Origin of the sequence: Jeotgalibacillus campisalis, assembly GCF_000829515.1 — a bacterium.
Classification (GTDB): Bacteria; Bacillota; Bacilli; order Bacillales; family Jeotgalibacillaceae; genus Jeotgalibacillus; species Jeotgalibacillus campisalis.
Genome location: NZ_JXRR01000014.1, coordinates 626,648 through 648,058 on the forward strand (window position 1 = coordinate 626,648; position 21,411 = coordinate 648,058).

The 21,411-nt window shown below is 39.4% G+C and carries 24 protein-coding genes; 1 reads left to right on the forward strand and 23 read right to left on the reverse strand.

Annotated elements, in window-relative coordinates; translation table 11 throughout:
• Positions 1–288: 288 nt before the first annotated feature.
• The 12 genes from KR50_RS10180 to KR50_RS10235 form a co-directional block, all read right to left on the reverse strand.
• The gene (locus KR50_RS10180) at positions 289–558 is read right to left on the reverse strand and encodes a nucleoside/nucleotide kinase family protein (RefSeq protein ID WP_041057898.1); all 270 of its coding nucleotides are present in this window, start codon (positions 556–558) and stop codon (positions 289–291) included.
• Positions 559–574: 16 nt separating this feature from the next.
• Complete coding sequence (locus KR50_RS10185) at positions 575–1,495, reverse strand: CobW family GTP-binding protein (RefSeq protein ID WP_041057899.1); 921 nt, start codon at positions 1,493–1,495, stop codon at positions 575–577.
• 110 nt (positions 1,496–1,605) lie between these two features.
• A complete protein-coding gene (locus tag KR50_RS10190) occupies positions 1,606–3,153 on the reverse strand; it encodes a lmo1851 family serine protease (protein WP_084215546.1) in 1,548 nt (515 codons plus the stop codon).
• Positions 3,154–3,321: 168 nt separating this feature from the next.
• Positions 3,322–4,026 (reverse strand): purine-nucleoside phosphorylase, encoded by a 705-nt coding sequence (deoD, locus tag KR50_RS10195; protein ID WP_041057900.1) that lies wholly within the window; start codon positions 4,024–4,026, stop codon positions 3,322–3,324.
• A 69-nt stretch (positions 4,027–4,095) separates the two neighbouring features.
• On the reverse strand, positions 4,096–4,866 hold the full coding sequence (locus KR50_RS10200) for a sporulation protein (protein WP_041057901.1): 771 nt from the start codon (positions 4,864–4,866) through the stop codon (positions 4,096–4,098).
• A gap of 51 nt (positions 4,867–4,917) precedes the next feature.
• A complete protein-coding gene (locus KR50_RS10205) occupies positions 4,918–5,151 on the reverse strand; it encodes a YozE family protein (RefSeq protein WP_041057902.1) in 234 nt (77 codons plus the stop codon).
• 362 nt (positions 5,152–5,513) lie between these two features.
• Positions 5,514–6,017 (reverse strand): PTS sugar transporter subunit IIA, encoded by a 504-nt coding sequence (locus tag KR50_RS10210; RefSeq protein ID WP_041057903.1) that lies wholly within the window; start codon positions 6,015–6,017, stop codon positions 5,514–5,516.
• 83 nt (positions 6,018–6,100) lie between these two features.
• Positions 6,101–6,526 carry a peptide-methionine (R)-S-oxide reductase MsrB gene (gene msrB / locus KR50_RS10215; protein ID WP_041057904.1) on the reverse strand — a complete coding sequence of 142 codons (426 nt, stop codon included), beginning with the start codon at positions 6,524–6,526 and terminating at the stop codon, positions 6,101–6,103.
• A gap of 1 nt (position 6,527) precedes the next feature.
• On the reverse strand, positions 6,528–7,013 hold the full coding sequence (gene msrA / locus KR50_RS10220) for a peptide-methionine (S)-S-oxide reductase MsrA (RefSeq protein WP_052477007.1): 486 nt from the start codon (positions 7,011–7,013) through the stop codon (positions 6,528–6,530).
• A gap of 66 nt (positions 7,014–7,079) precedes the next feature.
• A complete protein-coding gene (locus KR50_RS10225) occupies positions 7,080–7,658 on the reverse strand; it encodes a YpmS family protein (RefSeq protein ID WP_041057906.1) in 579 nt (192 codons plus the stop codon).
• A 13-nt stretch (positions 7,659–7,671) separates the two neighbouring features.
• Positions 7,672–8,469 (reverse strand): SGNH/GDSL hydrolase family protein, encoded by a 798-nt coding sequence (locus KR50_RS10230; protein WP_041057907.1) that lies wholly within the window; start codon positions 8,467–8,469, stop codon positions 7,672–7,674.
• Between the two features lie 158 nt (positions 8,470–8,627).
• On the reverse strand, positions 8,628–9,470 hold the full coding sequence (locus KR50_RS10235) for a DegV family protein (RefSeq protein ID WP_041057909.1): 843 nt from the start codon (positions 9,468–9,470) through the stop codon (positions 8,628–8,630).
• Between the two features lie 284 nt (positions 9,471–9,754).
• Between KR50_RS10235 and trhA the strand changes: the two genes are divergently transcribed.
• A complete protein-coding gene (trhA, locus tag KR50_RS10240) occupies positions 9,755–10,390 on the forward strand; it encodes a PAQR family membrane homeostasis protein TrhA (protein ID WP_041058260.1) in 636 nt (211 codons plus the stop codon).
• Between the two features lie 15 nt (positions 10,391–10,405).
• Here trhA and KR50_RS10245 read toward each other — a convergent pair whose 3' ends face one another.
• The 11 genes from KR50_RS10245 to KR50_RS10295 form a co-directional block, all read right to left on the reverse strand.
• The gene (locus KR50_RS10245; protein WP_041057911.1) at positions 10,406–10,909 is read right to left on the reverse strand and encodes a dihydrofolate reductase; all 504 of its coding nucleotides are present in this window, start codon (positions 10,907–10,909) and stop codon (positions 10,406–10,408) included.
• 15 nt (positions 10,910–10,924) lie between these two features.
• Entirely contained in the window at positions 10,925–11,866 is a 942-nt protein-coding gene (locus KR50_RS10250) for a thymidylate synthase (RefSeq protein ID WP_041057913.1), read from the reverse strand.
• A 411-nt stretch (positions 11,867–12,277) separates the two neighbouring features.
• Positions 12,278–12,871, reverse strand: coding sequence for a YpjP family protein (locus tag KR50_RS10255; RefSeq protein WP_041057915.1), 594 nt, complete (start codon positions 12,869–12,871; stop codon positions 12,278–12,280).
• Between the two features lie 345 nt (positions 12,872–13,216).
• Positions 13,217–13,996, reverse strand: a complete 780-nt coding sequence (locus KR50_RS10260; RefSeq protein ID WP_041057917.1) for a class I SAM-dependent methyltransferase — start codon at positions 13,994–13,996, stop codon at positions 13,217–13,219.
• 109 nt (positions 13,997–14,105) lie between these two features.
• Entirely contained in the window at positions 14,106–14,540 is a 435-nt protein-coding gene (locus tag KR50_RS10265) for a BrxA/BrxB family bacilliredoxin (RefSeq protein WP_041057918.1), read from the reverse strand.
• 12 nt (positions 14,541–14,552) lie between these two features.
• Complete coding sequence (locus tag KR50_RS10270) at positions 14,553–15,686, reverse strand: conserved virulence factor C family protein (protein WP_041057920.1); 1,134 nt, start codon at positions 15,684–15,686, stop codon at positions 14,553–14,555.
• 70 nt (positions 15,687–15,756) lie between these two features.
• Positions 15,757–17,625: an ABC-F family ATP-binding cassette domain-containing protein gene (locus KR50_RS10275; RefSeq protein WP_041057921.1), complete on the reverse strand. Its 1,869-nt coding sequence runs from the start codon at positions 17,623–17,625 to the stop codon at positions 15,757–15,759.
• Complete coding sequence (locus KR50_RS10280) at positions 17,622–18,275, reverse strand: HD domain-containing protein (RefSeq protein ID WP_052476956.1); 654 nt, start codon at positions 18,273–18,275, stop codon at positions 17,622–17,624. The genes KR50_RS10275 and KR50_RS10280 overlap by 4 nt, the downstream gene beginning before the upstream one ends.
• Positions 18,272–18,784: a hypothetical protein gene (locus KR50_RS10285; protein WP_041057923.1), complete on the reverse strand. Its 513-nt coding sequence runs from the start codon at positions 18,782–18,784 to the stop codon at positions 18,272–18,274. The genes KR50_RS10280 and KR50_RS10285 overlap by 4 nt, the downstream gene beginning before the upstream one ends.
• A 71-nt stretch (positions 18,785–18,855) precedes the next feature.
• Positions 18,856–20,541 (reverse strand): formate--tetrahydrofolate ligase, encoded by a 1,686-nt coding sequence (locus KR50_RS10290; protein ID WP_041057924.1) that lies wholly within the window; start codon positions 20,539–20,541, stop codon positions 18,856–18,858.
• 137 nt (positions 20,542–20,678) lie between these two features.
• Positions 20,679–21,368: a class I SAM-dependent methyltransferase gene (locus KR50_RS10295; RefSeq protein ID WP_041057926.1), complete on the reverse strand. Its 690-nt coding sequence runs from the start codon at positions 21,366–21,368 to the stop codon at positions 20,679–20,681.
• Between the last annotated feature and the right edge of the window lie 43 nt (positions 21,369–21,411).

A 21,411-nucleotide genomic window follows, 5' to 3' on the forward strand; every position in this document is an offset into this window, starting at 1 on the left:
TGTCTTTTCGACCATTTCATCCTATCATTCTTTTTTTTGTAATATTAGTAGCTAATATTGGTAATCTAGATTCTTATTAAGCTATATATTGTTGATATGAAAATTATGTAAAATAAAAAAGATAAACTCCTTGACGTTTAAGAGTTTACCATTAATTTCAAGATTATGATGTTATTAGGAAGCATCGGTTATTTTTAGGATTTGCGTTAGATATTACGTTTAATTACCTATTGACATGTTTTTAAAATTCTTTCTAACGTTACAATTATGTCAGATTTGTAACGTAATTTAATCTGTTATTTCATGAAAAATGGCTGTGTATAGCTGAATTAAACCAATCTTTTCGTCTCTGCTCAAAGAGGAATAAACAATTCTTTCAACCGCTTGATAAAATTTCTGGTCAGGTTTTACTCTAACCCTTGGATGAGTTAGTTCATCTTGCAGTTCCCGCTTAATCGCTGAAACTGTACTTTCTTCAGCCGGCAGACTTCGGTCCAACGTCCGGTTATTCCAAAGCAATTCATACGCTTCGAGTAATTGATCAGATGATAAATTCACTCTCTCCACCTCCACTTTATTTTTCAAGATTGCGCAACTGTTCCAGGATTTTGGGTTGATTTATGCCTTCTCCTATAATGACAAGATTTTTGGGCATCGTCATGTCTTCTGGAAAGAAAACAGGCATGCCATAAGAATAGTGAAAAAGCATAGGATATTTTTCGCCGCTGAATGGCACATAGCCTTTCATTCGATAGACGGTACCTTCAATTGATTGGATCCAATCTTCGAAATCATTCCGATTAATTTTCCCTATAAATGTATGGACCATCGCCTGAAGAGATAGTTCCTCCTTCACCCTAACCTTCGTCACCTGCTCAAATGGAACCGGCATCATATGCTTTAGTGCCTGCTTAGAGATTTTCGAATGACTTGTCAAAATTAATTTACTTTTTGAATTAATCGATTGCAGCTCGTTAACAATCATCCCCTGGTTCATCTCGCTGACTAGATCCGTTTTATTCAAAAGAATTAAAGAGGCATGCTTAATTTGTTCTCTCATTAATTGAAGCACTTGAGGGGAGTACTCTCCTTTTTTTGTCCATTGCAGCGCATCTACAACTGTTATAATCCCTTTAAACTCAAATTCACTTGCAAAAAGTGGCGACATCACAGCATCAATTACCTGAACAGGATGTGCAGCTCCGGTTGTTTCAATGAGAATAGAATCGAATGTCTCGTTAAACAACAATTCCTGAAGCTGGGATTCCAATTTATCCTGAATTGTACAGCATATGCATCCATCGAGCAGTTCAGCCAAAGGTAAATCATCATCAACTTCGTTTGAGTCAATTGAAATACGACCGATTTCATTCATTAAAATGGCAGGTGTAAGATGATCTTCTTTATGTAGTTGAATTAATTGCTTTAAAAGACTTGTTTTCCCGCTTCCGAGGAATCCTGAAATTAAATAAACGGCCTTTTTATTTTGCAGCATCTTGTTATCTCCTTTGTTTAAAAAATAATTTTAAAAAACTAGCGCAGAATATGCGCTAGTTTTTAAATTGATTAACCGATGATTTTGCCAGTTGAGGATACTGGTTTTTACTAGGCAGCGTCCTCATCTTCTTTTTCTTCTTCGGATTCTTCTTCTGTATTAATCTCTGCTTCCTCTGTTAAATACTGATGGGCAGCTTCTACTTGAGGATCATTTTCTTCAAGTTCTTCACGCAAAGAAGTAATTAAAAGATTGGCTGTATCATTATTAATGGTTCCGGTAACTTCAAGTTCATTTTCTTCCTGATATTCTTCAACAGCGGACCTGGTTTCTTCATCAAACAGTCCGTCAATATTACCCGGGTCAAATCCGATGGCCTGAAGCATCTCTTCAGCTGTTTTGACCTGCTCTGACAGCATAGACTCTTCTAATTCTACATCAACTTCTAAAAATGGAAGGAATGCATAGTCAGGTAAACTTACTTCTGTGGTAGGCTTGATCCCATCATCATGAATCCAATTACCTTCTGGAGTGAGCCATCTGGCTGTTGTGATTTTCATATTAGATTGATCACTGAATTCTTCAGCTGTCTGAACTGTTCCTTTCCCAAAAGAGGTTTGTCCGAACAATGGAATGTCAGCTGTTTCATTTAAAGCAGCTGCTACGATTTCTGAAGCGCTGGCACTTCCTTCGTCAATCAGAACAGAAGTTGGTATATCTATCTTATCGCCAGCCTGAGCTTCAATGATCTGTTTTTCTCCATCTTTCTCTTCAATCTGAACAATCGTTTCACCTTCTGGCACAAACAAATTGGCAATTGATATGGCCTGAGGCAATAAACCGCCCGGGTTCTGACGCATGTCCAGAACCATCGCTTCCATTCCTTGATCTTCAAGTTCCTGAATGGCTTCAGTCAGTTCTTCATACGTATTTTCGGAAAAACTGGTCAACTGAATAACTCCTACATTGTTTTCATCCATCTCATAGTAAACTGTGTCGATAGGAATATCATCTCTTGTAATGCTGATCTCCATTGTTTCCTGCATGCCCGGACGCTGGATCGTCAAGGTAACTTCACTGCCTTTTTCACCCCGGATAAGCAAAACTGCTTCATTCGCACTCAATCCCTGAATACTCTCACTATCTACAGCGAGAATCTGGTCGTTAGGCAAAATACCAGCTTTTTCAGCAGGTGAACCTTTAATTGGGGATACGACCGTTATTACCTCGTTTAAAGATTGAATTTCCGCCCCTATCCCTTGGAAACTGGAGGAAATATTTTCATTAAATTGAGCTGCTTCATCCTGATTCATATAATCAGAGTATGGATCATCGAGCGCTTCAAGCATTCCGTTAATCGCTCCATTTACCAAAGCATCATCTTCAATGTCCATAAAATACTCGCTATTAATAGAATCATACGCATCATATAGTTTAGTAAACTCAGGACGCTCTGGAACTCCTACCGTTACAGCCTTTTCGTCACCGAATGAAAGGGCGAAGATTGAAATGCCTGCAGTCGCTAATACAGTAAAAAAAAGTAACATTACAAAATTAAATTTTTTTATATTAACAAACTTCGAGGAATCATCCTTCTGGTCTTTCATCTCATCATTATACTCATCTCTTTGCTGTTGCTCATTAGGATCTTTATCCATCGAATCACCACTTTCTCATTCAGCAATACCCTTATCAATAATCTCTTATATCTTATCAGTTTTCAAACTGTAAGTAAAAGCCTATTCTCTGAAACTGAACATCTTTGGAAGAAATGAAAAGGCTGACTGCAAGTGCAGTCAACCTTTTAATTGGCTGAATGAAAATCCTTATTCAGCAATTGCCGCATCCAAAGCTACTACAATCATGTCATTGAACGTCATCTGACGTTCTTCTGAAGAGGTTGCTTCCCCAGTTAAAATGTGATCACTGACTGTCAGTACAGATAAGGCTTTTCGATTATACTTTGCAGCCAACGTGTAAAGAGCAGAAGTTTCCATCTCAATTGCCAGAATACCATACTTAGCCCATTTCTCATGTTCAGCATTATCATCGTAGAAAATGTCTGCTGTGAAAACATTGCCGACTTTTAAATTCAAGCCTTTTTCAGTACCAGCATCATATGCATTCTTTAACAAATTAAAGTTCGCAGCTGGTGCATAATCAACTCCGTTGAACGTACGCTGATTCATATTAGAATCTGTTGAAGCAGTCATAGCCAAAATGACATCGCGAACCTTCACGTCCTTTTGAATAGCTCCACATGTTCCAACACGAATTAAATTTTGTACATCATACTGCTCAATTAATTCATTTGCATAAATTGAAATGGAAGGAACGCCCATTCCCGTACCTTGAACTGAAATTCGTTTTCCCTTGTATGTCCCAGTATATCCGAACATATTGCGCACTTCGTTGTAGCAGGTTACATCTTCCAAGAAAGTTTCAGCTATGTACTTTGCGCGTAATGGATCTCCAGGCAATAATACCGTTTCAGCTATCTCACCTTTTTTCGCTCCAATATGGATGCTCATGTTTGTTTCCTCCTTAAATTCCTGTTCTAGCTAACCAATTGTAGCCTTTTTTTAATCTGATTTCAACTATTATTCAAGTTGAAGGGATTGCTTAATGAGCTGCTGGATTTTGGTGGGAATTTCATTGATCTCTTCTCTTCTGATCCTTAAATAAAAGATAGACTCGTGATGCAGAAAAAGTTCCTTATTGATCTTTTCATTTACTTTATTATTCACTTCTATGAAAAGATCATACGTGTCTTCAGATTGAGCATTAAACGCAATTTCCATATTCTCAATCTCATTCCATTTCCCGGGTATTGGCTTAAAGTAAAAACACTGAATGTATTGCTGTGTTTTTTTATATCTCTCCGGTGCTTCGTGGCACTTGGAGTAATCCAGTGCAAATCCCATTGATAGAACAGAGTCCATGATTTCAGCTAATAGAAGTGAAGGCTTTATGGTGATTAAATCTTGATCAGTTGGATCTTTCCCTTTTTTTATACCCGCTTCTGTCTTGATCCAGATATTAGTCCCATTCGTCGTTATCGGGGTAAGCAGCGGCAGTACAAAGGTAAATGGAATTTCAATAATTTCATTTTGCAACACAGTAAAAGGCTCTGAGAGCTTTATCTCTTTAATCGCTGTTTGATCCTTATACACTTTATTATTTGAATTCCTTAGGTAATCGGTGATCAGACATAAGTAGATTGCATCAATTTCCTGCTCGACAGATCCTCCTTTTATCAATACTTTTCCGTCAACCGTCTCTCCTGCACGAAAAGAAGGCTTAGAAAGTCTGCTATCAATTTTTATAGATCCAATTCCTAATGAGGCTAGTGCTTTACTTAAAATTGACATAGAACTTTCCCCTTTCTTTTTATCGTTTCGGAGTTGCTACTAAGTAATAAACTAGCTAAGGTCTTGTTTTATATCAATTTTGTATTCTTCCCATAGCTGGTCAAAAATTGAAATTTTATTGTTGTAAATTTCTGTAAGTTCAATGTAATTACTTACTTCGTGGTAATCTTCTGACATTTTGGGGAAATCCAAATCATCGTACATAGCATTTGCTAGTATACTTTGATCAGAATTAGGTTGAGGCTCTCTATATTTCATTGCAAAATGATAAAATGATCGGTTCATTGGGTTTCTCCTTTTCTAAGGCGGATTGTATTTTATTGTCTTTTAATATATTAATTGATTTCTACCCTGTCAGGCAAAATGCTAACCCTTTTAAAGAATGCGATAGTCAAACTGATTGGTGATGCTCCATTTGTTAAGATCTTTAGATCCAGCAGGTTAAATAACCCCCAGACATATCAATCGATCAATAGCCAGAAGCAGCTGCATGTAAAATTAACGTGCTAAATTACTCAAGATCAAAGGCATTATCCCATTCTTAAAAACATATTGGCAAATAAAGTAGTCTGCTGCTCGATTTAAAGGACTTTACTATGTAAACACAAATAAAGCACATGATCAACAGACCATGTGCTTTGAGGAACCTATGATTTTGTCGGAATATCCATCACAACATCTTTTCCGGCTGTTGTGGTTTGCAGGGTTTTCTTGGAAATTGAGCCAAGATCATCACCATTTGTCAGGATCACCGGTGTAATAATGCTTTTTGCTTTTTCACCAACTAATGCAAGATCAAATGTTACTAAAGGATCGCCGACTTTTACTTCTGAACCTTCAGATACGTGTGTTTCAAAGCCTTTTCCTTCCATAGAAACCGTTTCAAGGCCAATATGGATCAAGATTTCAGCTCCATTTTTGGCTTTAAGGCCAATCGCATGCTTAGTCGGGAACACCTGAACCACTTCTCCGTCTATTGGAGAAACTACTTTACCGTCAGTTGGTTCAATCGCGATGCCGTCTCCCATCATTTTTTGTGAAAATACAGGATCTGGAACCTCATCAAGCGTTAATAACTTCCCATTAATCGGTGCATATACAGAAATTTCAGATGGTGCTTCTTCTTTTTTACCAAATAATTTTTTTAACATTGAAATCACTCTCCTACTTATGATATAGACTAAAAACTGAATGATAAAACATCAGAAAGGTCAACTTACCTAAAAAAACGTTTTTAGTCAAATAATTTACTATAAACCGAGTAGCCCTCTTTTTCTAAATCTTCTTTCGGTATAAAGCGTAAAGCGGCAGAATTTATGCAGTATCTCAACCCATCAGGACCGGGACCGTCATTAAAAACATGTCCTAAATGCGAGTCTGATGAGCTCCCTCTTACTTCAGTACGAATCATAAAGTGGCTGGAATCTTGTTTTTCTAAGATTTCTTCTTCTACAATTGGTTTCGTAAAGCTCGGCCAGCCGCAGCCTGCATCATATTTGTCTGCAGAGCTGAAAAGTGGTTTACCGGAAATGATATCCACATAAATTCCATCTTTAAACTCATCCCAATACTCATTCTTAAATGGTGGTTCAGTTCCATTATTTTGTGTAACATCGTATTGCATTTTCGTTAACTTAGATGGATCAATATTTTTGGTCATCTTAAAGACTCCTTTGATTATATTTCTTTATAAAACCTGCTCTTCCCGACCCTTGATGATAGGCATTATAACGGATTGGATGCTTTTTGTAGTAGTCCTGATGCTCTATCTCTGCTTCATAAAATGGCTTTGCCTCAAATATATCCGTTACTATAGGCGCATTGAAACGTCCGCTTTGCTCGAGTTCCTGCCTTGACGCCATTGCAATACGTTTTTGTTCTTCATCATGAAAATAGATGGCTGCTTTGTAGGACTCTCCTCTGTCAAAAAACTGACCACCTGCATCTGTCGGGTCAATTTGAGTCCAGAATAACTCAACCAGTTTCTCATACGGGAACAGTGCCGGATCATAAATGATCTCGACTGCTTCTCTGTGGCCAGTGGTTTCACTGCACACTTCCCGGTAGGTTGGATTTTCCTTATGCCCTCCTGTGTAGCCAGATGTTATACGAATGATTCCGGTCTGTTCATCAAAAGGTTTAACCATGCACCAAAAGCATCCTCCTGCAAATGTAGCTTTCTTGTATTGTCGGTTTTCCACATCTTCTCCCCCTTAGCGCGGAACATAAATTGAAAACGATATATCATTGTCTCTTAAATTAAATTGATTTGTTTTTACATTCAGACCTGCAGCTACATCGATTTCAGTAACTTGAATAATAATTTCCTGATCATTGGGCTGAATATTCACCCATTCAGGAAACTTATACGAATCTCCTATAAATTTCAATACATTTGATACAGGTAAACTTAAAGCTCCTAACGAGAGACTTTCCTGGGTAAGCAACAGGTTGCCATTTTCCATCGCCTGAGCATCAAATGTCATTAAAAAATCGATTTCGGAATTAAAAACAGGCAAGGACCCCTGAAGAGCAACCAGGTCATCCAAAGCAACTGAAAAGTCAATCTGACCGTTTAACTCTTCTTCAAGGAAACGGTTGGCGACGATTGTCAAGTCTTCCTTAGTGGTCGTTACGTTGAATTCAGCCTGCGATTCTGGTGGAGCAGCAGGAACTGAGTCTGCGTCTGGCTTTTGCTCTACAGGCTGAAAAAGCAAATAAAGCACGTAGATCAAAATCACAATAATAACTGCTGTCAAAACTAAAAATGAAACTTTCCATTTGTTTTTCATACCATCCCACTCTCTACTCTTCTGATTGTAATAATATCCCTGTCAATGCCTCTTCAATTCGAGCGGCAATCAAGTTATAACCGATATCGTTCGGATGAAAGTAATCGGTATGCAATAAGTTCTCATCAGAAGAGCTAAACAAATCCGACACATGAACAAAAGAAGTATTTTCCCATTGACCGGCAATTGCTTCTGCCGAATTATTCCATTCCCCTACTATCAATTCCATTTCCTGTATATCTGCAGATAACACAAAAAAAGGATTGTAAATCCCCATAAGAATAATGGAGGCCTCAGGATTAACAGACCTTATTTCACTGAATATATTTGTCAGCCTATCTTCATATTGAACAAGGGCTGTTGAAAAATCATCATAAGTTAAAGAAGGGAAATTAGCCCTGAATACTTTCATCACATCGTTCCCGCCGACTGTCACAATCACTGAATCCGCGTCTATTATGGAAGTTCTAATTTGCTCATCCTCTTTTAATCGTTTTAATAACTGATCTGAGCGGTTTCCTCTTTTGCCATAGTTTATAATATCAACATCGCTGAATTCTTCCTGCTTTTCCAGGTTTTTCTCCAATATAGGAACGTAACCTCCAAGGCCTGTACTGTCTCCAACTCCCTCAGTTAAGGAATCGCCCACGGAAACTACGTTAAGCTCTCTAGGAATAAATGACGAATCAGGAAATGGTTTATTTTCCAAGGTAAATTCACGTTCAACTTGTCCGGTTGAATTGGCTCCAATGCAGGAGGCGAGGAAAATAGATGACACGATGACGACGCCAAAGCTGATTAATTTTTTCACCAAATTTCCCACCTTCTTTCACTGCCTATACCTTTATTATATCACTTGCGGTCGGGGTTAAACATTAATGAAGAGTTTGCCTTCTCTATGCTTCTAAAATTAATTTCTTAAAAAAATAAAGATAAGCCTCCCGTTTGAAAGCACGGAAGGCATTCCCTTTATTCAGCCAGGTACATAAATCCAATTGCACCCTCACCTGTATGAGTTGAGATGACGGGGGTGGTCTCTTCAATCGTGACATCATTAAACTCACACTCAGAAACAATTTTATCCTTTAATGACTGCGCGAGATTCATACCATTTGCATGAACGATCGCAACAGCTTTAATTGTTTTTCCTTCAACATCTTTTTTAAATTCGCTTAACAGGTATTTTACAACCTGTGAATGGCTCCTTGCTTTGGAAACTGGTGTGTATTCTCCATTTGCAAGCGAGGCAATCGGCTTAATATTTAACAAAGAACCAATCATTGCCCGACCTTTGCCTATTCGGCCGCCCTTAACCAAATTTTCCAGCGTATCCACTACCACAAATAAATGGGTTGAGTTTTTAATCTGAGATACCCTGTCCAGAATTTCACTGAGTGAGGAGCCTTCCTGAGCCATTTTTGCTGCTTCTAAAACCTGAAAAGAAAGCGCTTTTGAAATAAATCTTGAGTCAACAACTGAAACGTCTGCATCAGTCAGGTCTTTCGCTGTCAGGGCTGACCTGACTGTTCCACTCATATTTCCTGTCATATGAATAGAAATGATTTTGCTGCCATCTGATCCCAATTCATCGTAAATCTCTTTAAAAGCACCCGCTGACGGCTGAGAACTTTTGGGAAGTTCTTTCGACACTCTCATTTTTTCTAAAAATTCCTGCGGAGTAATTTCCACGCGGTCCACATATGAACTGCCATCAATGGACAGTGTTAAAGGAACAATTGTAATGTTATACTTTTCCACTATTTCTTCTTTAAGATCAACGGTTGAATCCGTAACAATTTTCACTTTATTCATTAAGCACACATCCTATCATTCAATTCCTGTACTTTATTATACAATAAATTACCTTACTATTTACAGGAAGAACTGTCCAGAAAAAAAAGTTATGACAACTGTCATATTGGAGTTCCCAAGATGAACGGCCACATAGATCAATGAAATTTATTAAAAAAATGAAAGCGTTTTATTCAAAATGCCTTAGTTTGAAAAAATTGCTTAAAACCATACGACCCTATACTATTAAGGATGAAAAAAGACACGCGAAAGATGCAGATCTCGATTTTGAAGGAGTTGTTTTAATGGATACTTTTGACTACAAAGATTCCAAGGAAGAGCTTGCCAACGCAATCACGCATGGAATCGGATTGCTGCTTAGTATTCCGGCTCTTGTTTTTTTAATCCTTTTTGCAATTGAAAAAGGAACAGCGTGGCATATTGTGAGTTTTTCAATATTCGGTGCTTCAATGCTCATTCTATTCCTTTTTTCCACATTACTTCATAGTGTAAAAGAAGGAAAATTAAAAAAGCTTTTTGCCATTTTAGACCATTCAGCTGTATATCTTCTGATTGCAGGAACCTACACTCCATTTATGCTCGTGTCGCTCAGAGACCCATTGGGCTGGACAATATTTGGCATCGTATGGGGGCTTGCCGCGGCTGGAATTGTCTTTAAATGCTATTTTGTAGACCGCTATCAAATTATCGCCACTTTATTTTATATTTTAATGGGCTGGCTGATTATGATTGCTATTGTTCCTTTATACCATGAGCTTACCGCTGCAGGCTTTGCTTTATTATTTGCCGGCGGACTATTCTATTCGGTTGGAGCAATTTTTTATGTTTGGAGGAAGCTGCCTTACAACCACGCAATTTGGCACTTATTCGTCATTGCGGGAAGCGCGTTTATGTACTTCTGCGTGTTATTATATGTTTAAAAAAACAGCTGAGGCTCATTCAGCTGTTTTTTTATGGATACGATCGTAAACTTTAAACGTGTAATGATAGGGATTTTTTTCGTCTTTTATTCCTGGGGTTGAGGATATTTCTTTCCAATCACTTGCCCTATAATCAGGAAACCTCGTATCTCCATCGGTTTCAAGCTCTATTACCGTGACATACAGTCTGTCTACAAGATGGATCGTGCTGTTATAAACAAATCCTCCGCCTATTACGAACGTTTCTTCCTCTTTTTTGCGAAGGAGTTCCATTCCTTCTTCTATAGAGTGAACGGTTATAGCTCCTTCATGGGACCAGTTTTTGTTTCCGGTAACCACAATATTTGTTCTGTTTTTTAATGGTCCTTTCATGGATTCAAAGGTTTTGCGTCCCATTAGGAGAGTTTTACCCACAGTCATTTTTTTAAAATAAGCTAAGTCTTTAGGAAGATGCCACGGCATGTCATTTTCATTTCCGATAACTCGATTATTTGCGTGTGCTACGATAATTGATATCATCCGCTGTCCTCTCCTTTACACTGCTATTGGAGCTTTGATGGCAGGGTGTGGCTGGTACCCTTTTAACATAATGTCGCCTGGCTCCAATGAAAATAGATCTTTTTTCTGGTCAAATACAAGTTGTGGCAGCTCCATAGGAGTTCTGCTTAACTGTTCTTTTACCTGCTCGATGTGGTTAGAATATATATGAGCATCTCCAATGGTATGAACAAATGTTCCTGGTTCAAGACCACACTCGTTTGCAATTAGAGAGGTTAAAAGTGCATAACTTGCTATATTAAACGGGATCCCAAGGAATAAATCGCCGCTTCGCTGATACAACTGGCATGACAGCTTGCCGTCAGCAACATAAAATTGGAAAAGAGTATGACAAGGCGGAAGCGCCATTGCCGGAACATCTTCTGGATTCCATGCAGTCACGATATGTCTTCTGGAGTCCGGGTTGTGCTTGATGGTATCAATGACCTCTTTTATTTGATCGATTGTTTCACCCGTCGATTTTCTCCACTCTCTCCACTGCTTCCCGTAAACATTTCCCAAATCACCAAATTTCTCAGCAAAATCAGGATCTTCCAAAATAGCTTTCCTAAAGAAATTCATTTGTTTTTCGTACACCATTTTAAATTCATCGTCCTGCTGAACGCGCAGACCGAAATTTGTCATGTCGGGTCCATCATATTGATCGCTTTCAACCCATTTTTTAAACGCCCATTCATCCCAAATATGATTATTATGCTTTAAAAGATAGTTAATGTTGGTATCTCCTTTTAGAAACCAAAGGAGTTCACTTTTAATTAATCCAAAAGGTATTTTTTTTGTGGTAATGATCGGAAAACCTTCAGACAGGTCAAATTTCATCTGATGCCCAAAAGAACTGATGGTTCCGGTACCAGTGCGGTCATTTTTAACCGTTCCACTTTCTAATACATGTTGCAGTAAATCTAAATATTGTCGCATTGTAGGGCCTCCTGACGTTGTTATCTAAACAAGTATAAAGAAAATTAAAAGGACTATCAATGACTTTGGGACAAATGTTACTCAAGCTCTTTGACCGGTTCACTTCGCTTCAGGGGGACGCTTTCCGCAGGGCCGGTTGCTTGAGCCTCCTTAGTGCTTTTCCCTGCGGAGGCTCAAGCAACCGTCATATCCTGCTGGAGTCGCCACCTTCCGCTCCGATCCCCTCCTACTAATGATCTACAATGCATCATTTTTATACTTTCTTCAGTTATCTCCCATTTTAATATAACGGGGCTAACATATTCTTAGTGGATTTCTTAATAAGTTTGCCCGGAAACGAAAAAAACCTGAACGAAAATCAAATGATTTTCGTTCAGGCAGTACGTTATTAATAAAGAAGGTTATTGCACATTAATGCAGCATTTTAGAACCGAACTTAGGCGGGGTATCTTTTCCCCAGTAAATGGATGACAGCATATTATGGGATTCATATTGATCTTCTAGGGTATGATAATGAAAATTAAATGTAAAGCCCTCAAGAGGCGGCTGGTCCCTTCTAACATGAAAACAGAGTACATCTTCTTTTGTTCTGCCATCCATGATGTGAAAAATCCGTTCACCGTCACCTTTTCCGACAGCAGGTGAAATGCTTAGATGATGATAATCTGAAAATTTATAATCATGGACAAGATCTGAAATGACTCTTTCCATTTCAGGAAGCACCATTCCCTGGAACTCTCTCTCAATTCGAGGCATAACCCGTTCACCTAATTTTTCACTTGTGATATTCCGGGCCTCGTCCATTAAAGCTTCGATCGTTTCTTCCTTGGAAGAGACTGTAATAACTGATTCTGTAATAACCGTTTCAGATTCCATAGATGAAAATGTTTTAGGGGACTGACTGTCATTTTTTGGCTGGTCAGCAAGCAGATCCTGTGGCGTGACCATGCCAAATGTAAGAATTGAAATAAGTACAACGAGTGATTTTTTTAACCAGTTCGGCATTATTAGCAAATCCCTTCTTGTCTCTTTACTCACAAATACATTATACTTGATTACGAAGAGAACTGCTAAAGGTTTCATAAATTCTTAATTTTCGTTATTAAATTGACTTATTGCTAAATGGTAAGGAGGGAACACCATGGAAAGTATACTGATTGGCATTGGGTTCTTGTTAATGCTTGCATATTTTGTTTATTTGCAATTTGCAGAGTGAATTTAAATGAGCCGATTATCAGACCATTTGTGCGATCACAAGCACAAGTGGTCTTTTGTTTAACAGAACCGGCATCGCTTATTATGCTATGAAAACCAAAAGCTTTATAGCCGTTAATCAACCGTTTGTTGCTGTTATTCCAAATTAATTACACCATAATGCTGTTTAGAAGAAGGTCTTATCTGAACTTCAAAGCCAAGTTCTTTAAAACGGCGGGACAAATAATGGTCCTTAAACACTACTCTTTTTTTAGCTGCTCTTTTTGCTTCTGCAACAGACTCCACTAAATGCTCATCATCATACGCGGCTAAGCGCCGCAGCGGATCAATGCCGGACGATGCCCTGATCGCAGAGGTAAACATAGGGTCAAAGTAAATAATATCAAACGACTCGTCCTTAAGTGATTTTAAATAATGTAGATGATCATCAACCTGAACTTCTATTCTTCTCATGGCTTCCTCAAGATGAGGATTTTCAGCTTGCCAATTCATCAATCCTTTTTGTACAAGATAACCGAGCAGCGGATTTTTTTCAATTCCGGTCACACGGCCTTCTTGTCCTGCAACGAAAGAAGCTACAATTAAATCGGCCCCGAGACCCATTGTGCAGTCCAGAAAAGAATCACCTCTTTTGAGACCAGAAGCATTTATCAGCGGATCTTCTTCACCGTTGATTAATCGCTTTAAACGGAAAGCGCTCGAATTGGGATGGAAGAAAAACGGTTCATTCCCTTTTTGATCGTAATATTCAAAACGGTTTTTCCCTATGACAAGAATCGGTTCCCCATAGGTGTCAATAAAATAAGAGATTGATTTTTTGTTACGTTCTTTAAACACGGCATTCAGCTCATAAGCAGCTTCTTCAGCCAATTTGCTTTGGTTTTTATCCGCTTTTCCTGAAGCAATTACAATCATGTCATAAGCCCCCTCGCTCAGGCGTAAAAAAGGCACCTCAAAGGGCGCCTTTTTGCAGCCTATTAAATTTTTCACGCAATCATCTTAAAATGAATGATCGATCAACTTTTTAGCAATGGAGATCCATTGCCCCTTTTAAATTCGCGACAATATCTTCCACTGAATGATCTTCAATTTCTTCTCTTGGGATAAAGTGAACGACTTTTTGATCTTTTAGTAAAACAATTGAAGGAGAAGAAGCTTCAAAGTCCGTCATATAGCTGCGCATTTTTTGAGTAGCTTCTTTATCCTGACCTGCAAATACAGTCACAAGGTGATCAGGCTCTTTTTCGTGAGTGATAAGTGCTTGTGTGACAGCAGGTCTTGCAAGCCCTGCTGCACAGCCGCAAACAGAATTAACGACAACAAGTGAAGTGCCCGAGACCTCCTGCATGAACGTTTGGACCTCTTCTTCATTCGTAAGTTCTTTGAACCCTGCCTGAGTCAATTCTTGACGCATCGGCTTCACAAGCTGTTTCATATATTCTTCATATGCCATAGACATGCGTTGTTCCTCCTATAAACCTTTTTGTCTTGCAGCCGTCATTTGTTTCCAGACGGACCCTTTAGCTTCTTCCCCGCCTTCGATCCTTTCGATGGCCATTAATATTTGTAATTTTACTTCAAACTCCGGATCGTCTTTTGCTTCAATAAGTGCCGGGAGTGAATTCGTTGTACCGGCTTCATATAAGAACATAGCGGCTCTCCAGCGTACAAGCTTGTTTTTGTCCTTTAATGCACCGGTCATCGCTTCCTCAGCTTCAGGGAAACCAAGATCAGATAAACAGTCTCCGGCAGTCCGTCTAACCGTAACTGTTCGGTCAGTTAATCCTTTATACAGCGATGGAAGGACCCGTTTGTCTTCGATCATTCCCAGATAAACAACCGCAAGTCTTCTTAAAGAAGGTTTTTCATCTTCCAAGGCCGTGTTTAGTAAAGGCAAGTCATCTAGTGTCGGCTCAGGCATTTGTTCGAGCATCTGATAACGTTCCTGCCAGCTTTCTGCAGATAAATACATTTCTTCAGATACAGGCTTTAACTCTTTTTTAACTTTCTCTTCTTTAATATCTGCTTCTTTTGCAGCGGTAACAATTGCCTGAATCCGGCTCGAAGGGTAAGAAGCTAATAATTCTTCCATTACTTCCTTCGCTATCTGGTCAAGGTCCCCGTACCTTACCCCATAATCTTTCCATTTACGCATAAGGACTACATTGTCACCCTCAAGCTGAGCCTCAGACATAGCAGCAGTATAGGATTCCGGCATGCCATACCGTTTCTCCTCATTTCCATCTTGCAGCTTTATTTGAATAGGAATGCCCTTGAACTGCAGGACTTGGACCTGAACTTCTCCAAAGTGCTCATCTGCATTCGTTTGAGTTTCAGTTTCTTCACGGGTTTCTCCAAAAACTTCACGAACCTTTGGCAGAATCTCCTGCCAGTCCATTTTAGGATGGCGCTCCACAGCCAGAAAATCAGCTACATGGTAGATCCCTTTAACTCCATCTATTTGAAGCAGGTGCTGTATTTTTTCTGGCGCACTTTCCGCTTCATCTTTTTTATAATTATTGCTTTTGCCACCAGCTAGAGCCTCATCTACAATCACTTTCATTGTATTCGGGCTTGGGGTAGGTTCAATTGAAATAATTTTCATCGAACGACTCCTTTCATAGATCTTTTAATAAGTGTATCATAGTCATTTCATACTTTCGAAAAAGATCGTCTTATTCAACAAACTCAGATAAGTAGTCCCAGCGCTCAATCAGTTGTTCAAGTTCATTATTCGTATTCTGCTGCTCTTCCATAATTCGCTCAGCTTTTCCAAAATCACTGCCGACAGAAAGCATCTCTTGCTCAAGGGACGCAAGCTTCTCTTCTGCTTTCGCTATCTTATCATCAATTTCTTCCCATTCCTTTTTTTCGAGGTAAGACATCTTTTTCTTCTTGTCCATCTTATCTGCCGCAGCCTTTAGTGGAACAGGTTTTGATTTGCCTTTTTCTGTTTCCCGTTTAAGATAGGTAGAATAGTCCATTTGAAGGATTTCCACTTTTTCATTTTCTTTTAATACAAGTAAATGTTCAGCTATTTTATCCAAAAAATATCGATCGTGGGAAACGGTTATAACAGCCCCTTGGAACTCTTCAATAAATTGTTCCAAAACGGTAAGGGTTTCAGTATCGAGGTCATTTGTTGGTTCGTCTAATAAAAGAACATTAGGCCGGTCCATTAACAGCCGGAGCAGATAAAGTCTTCTTTTTTCACCGCCGGACAGCTTATAGATAGGCGTTCCGTGAGAGGTAAGAGGAAACAAAAACCGTTCGAGCATCTGAGCTGCTGATGCACTCCCTTCCTCCGTCTCGATCACTTCTGCTCCTTCTCTAATATACTCAATCATTCTCTGATTACCATCCATCCCTTGAATATCCTGGGAGAAATAAGCGATCTTTACTGTTTGGCCAACATCCACTGAGCCTTCATCAGGCTCGATTCTTCTCGCAATAATGTTTAATAAAGTAGATTTGCCTGTACCGTTCTTTCCAATAATACCAATCCTTGAGTTTCTTAGTACAAGCAGATTCACATCTTTAAATAAAGCTTTCTCTTTAAATCCTTTTGCGATATTCTGCAGTTCAATAACGCTTTTACCTAATCTGCTTGACGTCATGCCTACCGATAATTGATCCTTAGATAGATTAGTCGACGCTTCTTGCTCAATGGTTTCAAATCGCTGTATTCTTGCTTTTTGTTTTGTTGTTCGGGCTTTTGCCCCTTTTCTCATCCATGCCAGCTCGTTGCGGTATAAGCTTTTCATTTTTTGCATCGACTGTTGTTCTTCTTCTTCTCTTAGCGCTTTGGCTTCAATAAAGGACTGATAATTCCCTTTATAAGAGAATGCTCTCCCCTGATCGATTTCAATCATTCTTGTAGAGACCTGATCTAAAAAATATCGGTCATGGGAAACCACAATCACTGCCCCTGAATACTTTCGTAAAAATTCTTCCAGCCAAAGAATCGCCTCAAAGTCCAAATGATTTGTCGGTTCATCCAATAAAAGGAGATCAGGAGTCTCAATGAGAACCTTAGCAAGTGCGACTCTTTTTTTCTGCCCGCCTGACAGCGTACCGACAATCGCACCTGTATCATTAATTCCTAATTTTGAGAGGATTGTCTTCGCCTGTGAATTTGCATCCCATGCGTCTGCTTTGTCCATATTTTCCTGCGCCTTCAACAGACGCCCTTGCAATGTCTCTGACTGAGGATTTTTCTCATATTCGTCCATTATTTCCTCGTATTCTCTCATTTGACGAATAACAGGGGCATTGCTTTGATAGACAGCATTAAGAACAGTAAGCTCTTCTGCTACATCCGGTTCCTGAGGTAAATATTGAATACTGTAATCGTTTGGATGCTTGAAAGTTCCGCTGTCTGTCCCGTCAAGACCGGCAATTAAGCGCAAAAGACTTGATTTTCCTGTGCCGTTAATGCCGATAAGTCCAATTTTTTCATCTTCAGTTACGACAAATGATAAATCACGAAACAATGTTTTTTCGCCATATGATTTTTCTATGTTTTCTGCTGTGAATTGTTTCATGCTTGTCCCTTCCATTCTTTTATAAATTGAGTAACAAACTCCTGCATATAATCATGACGCAGCTGAGCAGCTTTTTTCCCCGAATCTGTCACCATCAGATCTTTTAATTTCAGCAATTTCTCATAAAAATGATTAATGACCGTCGATTCTTCCGTTCTATACGCTTCTTTAGTCATACATTCCCTCACTGAAATATCTTCATGATAAAATTTTGATCCGATCAAGCCGCCGTAGGTAAAAGCTCTTGCAATCCCGATGGCTCCTATAGCATCAAGACGGTCAGCATCTCTCACGATTGCTGCTTCTTTGGATAATTGTTTACTTTCATGCCCTCCACTAAATGAAATACAATGAATGTCCTGTCTTAAAGATTCTTCATTTGAAGCATTTAATTTTAATGAAGAAAGGACAGAAGCGAGGGCTTTTTGAGCTTCTTCATTTGATGCGTAAAGTTTATCGTCGCCTACATCGTGTAAAAGAGCAAGCAACTCTACTGCCCGTTCATTCGGATGTCCTTCTTGTCTACATAGAAAAAGAGCCGTCCTCCTGACACGCTGGATATGATCCCAGTCGTGTCCAGAGTGATCGCGCTCAAAAAAGGGGCGGATGCAGTTTTCTGCCGCAGCTATCTGTTCAGGGTGTATATTCATTGCTTTTTCCTTGAACCGAGCAAGTCGGCTGTTTCGATCGTATAATAGACCATTTCTTCTACATCCCGAAGCATATCTTCCGTAATAGTCCGGTCAAATTGGATGGTCATTTCACAAATTGGCTCATGCCGGTTAGAAGATATGGTCCGCAGTTCCCAGCACCTTTCCTGCCCCCACTGCTTATTAAAGATTTCAAGTTCCTGTGCATCCCAGGCCGTACCCTTTTTCCGATAGGTAATGGAAATGACAGCACCGGCAAACTTATTCTGCTCCCCGCTCTCACTAGGAAGAAGTTCGACAGCTAATTTTTTTAAGTCTGCTTTTAAGCTCATTTCGGCTTCAATCTCTTTCGGAGCAGACTGAAATATGACCGAATACGACCGATTTAATGTTGCGATATCAATTACGTCCGCTCGATTTAAAATTGATATGGTGCCATCAAGATCGCGATCGTAAATCGTGCCTTCTAGTACAGTTTTTAAATTATCAAACGCGGTCGGATCAAACAACCGTAACACCTTCTTTTGATTATTTGTTCCATTTTACCATATAAGTAAATGCACTCACATTTTGAAGTGTTTTAAAAGAGACCTTCTGCTTTGCCATCTTTACTAACATCCATATTAAGTGCTGCAGGTTCTTTTGGAAGCCCAGGCATCGTCATAACACTGCCAGTTAATGCCACAATAAATCCTGCGCCAAGCTTTGGAATGAGCTCCCGAATTTGGATGGTGAAATCTTCAGGTCTTCCGAGTAATGACGCATCGTCTGAAAGAGAATATTGTGTCTTTGCCATACAAACCGGAAGTGACCCCCAGCCAAACTTCTCAAATTGCTGTATTTGTTTTTCGGCCTTTGAAGTAAAAGCTACTTCTTTTGCTCCGTATACATTTACAGCAATTTTGTTCATTTTTTCTTTAAGCGAGTCAGTCAGCGAATATAAAGGAGTAAAAGAATGAATGGACTCTATTGCTTTTAAAACCTCCAAAGCAAGGTCCTTACCGCCATCACTGCCTTTCCCCCAAACCTCTGTAAGTCCATAAGGAATTTGATGCATATTACACCAGTTTGATAGAAGCTCAATTTCATCTGCAGTGTCTGTGTGGAAGCGATTGATCGCTACAACAAACGGCAGGTTAAATGATTGAATCGTTTCTATATGCTTTTTTAAGTTACCTAAACCTTCTTCAAGTGCCTGCGTATTTTCCACAGTCAGATTCTTTTTTTCTTGTCCTCCGTGCATTTTCAGCGCACGTATGGTTGCCACAATCACCACTGCATCAGGGTTTTTTTCAATCGCTCTGCCTTTTATATTCAGAAATTTTTCTGCCCCCAAATCCGCCCCAAAACCTGCCTCCGTCACAACATAGTCAGCAAGTTTAAGTGCGGTTTTAGTTGCCATAACAGAGTTGCATCCATGCGCAATATTAGCGAATGGCCCCCCATGTACTAAAGCAGGTGTATGCTCTATTGTCTGAACAAGGTTTGGCTTTAAAGCATCCTTTAACAGCAGAGTTAATGCCCCTTCAACTCGAAGCTCCCCAACAGTGACAGGTTCTTTGTCATAGTTGTAACCCACGACAATTAAAGATAGTCTTCTTTTTAAATCGTCAAGATCTGCTGCTAAGCAAAGTACCGCCATAATTTCTGAAGCAACGGTTATATCAAATCCGTCCTCTCTTGGCACCCCTTGTACAGGACCTCCAAGACCGATCACAATATTTCTAAGCGCTCGGTCATTTATATCCATCACACGCTTCCATATTATTCTTCTCGGGTCAATATTCAGTTCGTTGCCCTGATGTATATGGTTATCAATTAGGGCAGCAAGGGCATTATTGGCAGAAGTTATCGCATGGATATCCCCTGTGAAATGCAAATTTATATCTTCCATAGGAAGAACCTGTGCATATCCACCACCTGTTGCCCCTCCTTTTACTCCCATTACAGGACCTAAAGAAGGCTCGCGCATGGCGATCATGGTTTTTTTGCCAAGTTTCTTTAATGCATCTCCAAGGCCAACCGTTACTGTAGACTTTCCTTCTCCAGCTGGAGTGGGGTTGATTGACGTGACAAGAATTAACTTCCCTTCCTGAGATGTTTTAATACGGTTTATCGCGTTAAAACCAATTTTGGCTTTATATTTTCCGTATAGTTCAAGATCATCTTCATGTAAACCAATTCGGTTTCCGATATCTGCAATAGGCTGCATAGCTGCACGCTGAGCAATTTCAATATCCGACGGTACTGTTTTATTCATTGTCATGGTTACCCTCCATTAAATATGTACTTTCAACATCATATCACGAAAAGAAATGCCAATGATTGAAACTAATTCCATTTAACATTATTTTGCTGCTGCTTTGTTAAAATATGCTTTTTAAAAACAGATGTATCCGCTTCTTACATTTCCTGTTTCTTTTTTTCGTAAACAAACAGCGTATAAAAGGTCAAACTCTGCTTCAACTTATTTGACAAACCATCTTTATTTATCTTTACCGCTTCATCTTTATAAACATGTACTTCATCTAGATAATGCCAGTTTAATTCATCAGCAAGGCCCTGAAATTCCCATGGCATCATCGTATTGCAAATAAAATTGCCGTCAACGAGCCGATCAAAACTGTTTGAGCGAGGTCCTGCAGTCGGACCAAGGATAGCACAAAATATTTTACCATTATCAGTAACGAGAGAATCAATGGTTTTTAAGGCTTTAAATGGGTTTTCCATCCACTCTAATGAATTTATGCACATGACACTGTCATAAGACGACTGATGATTTAAGGCAAAATCTTCAATCGTTCCTTCATAAAATTGAACGTGCGAAGTAGATTGATGCTTCGCATACTGGATCATCTCTTTAGAAAGATCGAGTCCGGTAACTTTATATCCCTGTGCTCCCATCGCATTAGAACCTGTACCGTCCCCACAGCCCACATCCAATAAGGATGAACCTGAAGGCAGGTAGGTTCTTACTGCAGGCACAATCGGCTTTCTGCTGCCATGATGCCACATTGCAAAAGATTTCTTATGCCAATCTTTCGCTTTTTCGTCCCATTGAGCCCGCGACTGTTCTCTCCAGCGGTCTGTCATATCACTTGCTCCTTTCATCCTGCAAATAGTTAAAAAACCCCCC

Bases quoted from the DNA above. Each gene is read 5' to 3' on its own strand.
- KR50_RS10280 (WP_052476956.1), bottom strand. From the start codon at position 18,275: ATGAATATACACCCTGAACAGATAGCTGCGGCAGAAAACTGCATCCGC.
- KR50_RS10250 (WP_041057913.1), bottom strand. From the start codon at position 11,866: ATGCGACAATATTTAGATTTACTGCAACATGTATTAGAAAGTGGAACG.
- KR50_RS10255 (WP_041057915.1), bottom strand. From the start codon at position 12,871: ATGCCGAACTGGTTAAAAAAATCACTCGTTGTACTTATTTCAATTCTT.
- deoD (WP_041057900.1), bottom strand. From the start codon at position 4,026: ATGAGCATCCATATTGGAGCGAAAAAAGGTGAGATAGCTGAAACGGTA.
- trhA (WP_041058260.1), top strand. From the start codon at position 9,755: ATGGATACTTTTGACTACAAAGATTCCAAGGAAGAGCTTGCCAACGCA.
- KR50_RS10290 (WP_041057924.1), bottom strand. From the start codon at position 20,541: ATGACAATGAATAAAACAGTACCGTCGGATATTGAAATTGCTCAGCGT.
- KR50_RS10245 (WP_041057911.1), bottom strand. From the start codon at position 10,909: ATGATATCAATTATCGTAGCACACGCAAATAATCGAGTTATCGGAAAT.
- KR50_RS10265 (WP_041057918.1), bottom strand. From the start codon at position 14,540: ATGTCTATGGCATATGAAGAATATATGAAACAGCTTGTGAAGCCGATG.
- KR50_RS10200 (WP_041057901.1), bottom strand. From the start codon at position 4,866: ATGTCAATTTTAAGTAAAGCACTAGCCTCATTAGGAATTGGATCTATA.
- KR50_RS10260 (WP_041057917.1), bottom strand. From the start codon at position 13,996: ATGATTGTAATTGCTTCAGGAAAAGCGGATAAAAACCAAAGCAAATTG.
- KR50_RS10225 (WP_041057906.1), bottom strand. From the start codon at position 7,658: ATGAAAAACAAATGGAAAGTTTCATTTTTAGTTTTGACAGCAGTTATT.
- KR50_RS10210 (WP_041057903.1), bottom strand. From the start codon at position 6,017: ATGTTAAAAAAATTATTTGGTAAAAAAGAAGAAGCACCATCTGAAATT.
- KR50_RS10270 (WP_041057920.1), bottom strand. From the start codon at position 15,686: ATGAAAATTATTTCAATTGAACCTACCCCAAGCCCGAATACAATGAAA.
- KR50_RS10235 (WP_041057909.1), bottom strand. From the start codon at position 9,470: ATGAATAAAGTGAAAATTGTTACGGATTCAACCGTTGATCTTAAAGAA.
- KR50_RS10295 (WP_041057926.1), bottom strand. From the start codon at position 21,368: ATGACAGACCGCTGGAGAGAACAGTCGCGGGCTCAATGGGACGAAAAA.
- msrA (WP_052477007.1), bottom strand. From the start codon at position 7,013: ATGGTTAAACCTTTTGATGAACAGACCGGAATCATTCGTATAACATCT.
- KR50_RS10275 (WP_041057921.1), bottom strand. From the start codon at position 17,625: ATGAAACAATTCACAGCAGAAAACATAGAAAAATCATATGGCGAAAAA.
- KR50_RS10185 (WP_041057899.1), bottom strand. From the start codon at position 1,495: ATGCTGCAAAATAAAAAGGCCGTTTATTTAATTTCAGGATTCCTCGGA.
- KR50_RS10190 (WP_084215546.1), bottom strand. From the start codon at position 3,153: ATGGATAAAGATCCTAATGAGCAACAGCAAAGAGATGAGTATAATGAT.
- KR50_RS10205 (WP_041057902.1), bottom strand. From the start codon at position 5,151: ATGAACCGATCATTTTATCATTTTGCAATGAAATATAGAGAGCCTCAA.
- msrB (WP_041057904.1), bottom strand. From the start codon at position 6,526: ATGACCAAAAATATTGATCCATCTAAGTTAACGAAAATGCAATACGAT.